Annotated in this window: 2 protein-coding genes; both read right to left on the bottom strand. The window is 36.7% G+C overall.

Going from position 1 to position 1,640, the window contains the following annotated elements:
• Positions 1–160: 160 nt before the first annotated feature.
• Positions 161–760: a DDE-type integrase/transposase/recombinase gene (locus tag MYP_RS24535; RefSeq protein ID WP_262506820.1), complete on the bottom strand. Its 600-nt coding sequence runs from the start codon at positions 758–760 to the stop codon at positions 161–163.
• A gap of 66 nt (positions 761–826) precedes the next feature.
• Complete coding sequence (locus tag MYP_RS24530) at positions 827–1,432, bottom strand: hypothetical protein (protein WP_045470029.1); 606 nt, start codon at positions 1,430–1,432, stop codon at positions 827–829.
• Positions 1,433–1,640: the final 208 nt, after the last annotated feature.

The raw sequence follows: 1,640 nt of genomic DNA, 5'->3' as shown, positions 1-1,640 counted from the left end.
TTTGCTAATCCCACAATCTTTCCGCAAGTAATACTTCGCTGTAACGAAGTGTATGAAAATGAAAAGATTGAAAGAGAAAGGAAAGAAAGTGTATGAAAGTCGTTTTTTAAGAAAGGGATTTTAAAAAGTTTAAGAATAAAAGTATCTGAAAGAAGTGAACTTAACACTTCGGACAGGTACTTTTTCTGTTTAGCTCGAGTCTCATGGCTTTGGCTTGTCTGGTTTGTTCAGAAAAGTCCATATCGGGAAGTTTTTGGGTGTAAGCTTCTATAGGAGTAAGTCCATTAAGTGCATAATGAGGTCTGAAAATAATATAGTCTTCAATACATCTTATAATGCAGTTCAAAAGTTCTTTGAAAGATTGTGGCAGGTCATGTCTGATATAACGCTTCATGATTTTATTGACAGCTTCAATGAGAGAGTTAGAGAAAGCTATGTCTTTTAAAGCAATAACTTTGGTTATTTCAGGATGGGGAGTAGAAGTTATGAGTTCTTCAATACTTACAGCATGGTTTTCACTTCCACCATCAGCTACCAGAGTTGCACATATATGTTCGGGATGAAATTTTTGTATTGTCTGAATAGCCATATATAATGCGGCTTTTACATTGTCGGCACCATGCTTTTCAGAAACGCTCCATCCAAGTATCTTTCTTGAAAAATTATCAGAGACAAAAGTAATGGCTGTTTTAATTCCATCAGGCAAAGTATAAAAAGTTGTATCAACATGCAGGAACTGATTGGGTCTGGTACTGACTATGCCTTTAGTTTTTTCTTCAGGTTTAGGAAAGCGTCTTTTAAAGCCCAGAAGAGCACTGTATTTATATCATGTGCTTAGTGAAGCAAATATTAATCCGTTTCTTCTGGCATAGTGAGCGATAGAAGAGACAGGCCAGCAGGCAAAGCGGATATCAGAGAAGAGAGCTTTCATAATATTTACTTCTTTAACAGCAAGCTGAAACGGATGTCTTTTCAGGCAGAGAGAAACAGGAGATAGGCTACATTGTGTTTTTAGCTTACGAAGCTTGTAGTAAAAAGAGTTTATACTAATCCCTGTAAGTTTTAAAACCGTTTTCTGAGGCAATATGGTAAAGAGTTTCTGTAGCTGGTTAATAAAAATTTCATTGTCTGTTTTCTTTATTATAGGCTTTATGTAAGCAGCAAGTGCAAGCCATACCTTGAAAAGTATCATAACAGTTCGTCTTAGATTTTTATGTTCTTCAAGTATCTCATATAACTTTAAAGATTCATTTTGTATAGATCTGTATTCATGGCCGATATAACTACTCATTATAATGTTTCTCCATGATGATGCAGTGGAATAAGGAACCTGGTTTCTAAAGCTTTCTGGCAACAGGTATTCTTTTCCTGTTGCATAGAGAAAGATAATGAATGTGTCGTATTTGTTTCTGCAATGTTTGTCTAGATCCATAGTTTAAGCAAACGAAAGCAAGTCAAAAAAACTTGCATACCTTCGGCAGCAGGAATTACGTCCCTGACCAATATCAGCAGAATGACCACGGCTATCACGGATGCAAATCCATCATCCGGCACATCCGGTACCTGGAATGGCGGAAATGACGGATCGTATCAGGAAACCTTTAAATACGATGCCAACGGTAATATCCTGAAGCTGACAC

The organism is Sporocytophaga myxococcoides, from assembly GCF_000775915.1.
In the GTDB taxonomy this organism is placed as follows: domain Bacteria; phylum Bacteroidota; class Bacteroidia; order Cytophagales; family Cytophagaceae; genus Sporocytophaga; species Sporocytophaga myxococcoides_A.
The sequence above is the reverse complement of the archived record's forward strand: the minus strand, read 5'-3'. Positions and strand labels throughout refer to the sequence as shown.

What these genes read in the sequence shown, in the direction of transcription:
- MYP_RS24530 (WP_045470029.1), bottom strand. Translation starts at nt 1,432, where the DNA reads ATGGATCTAGACAAACATTGCAGAAACAAATACGACACATTCATTATC.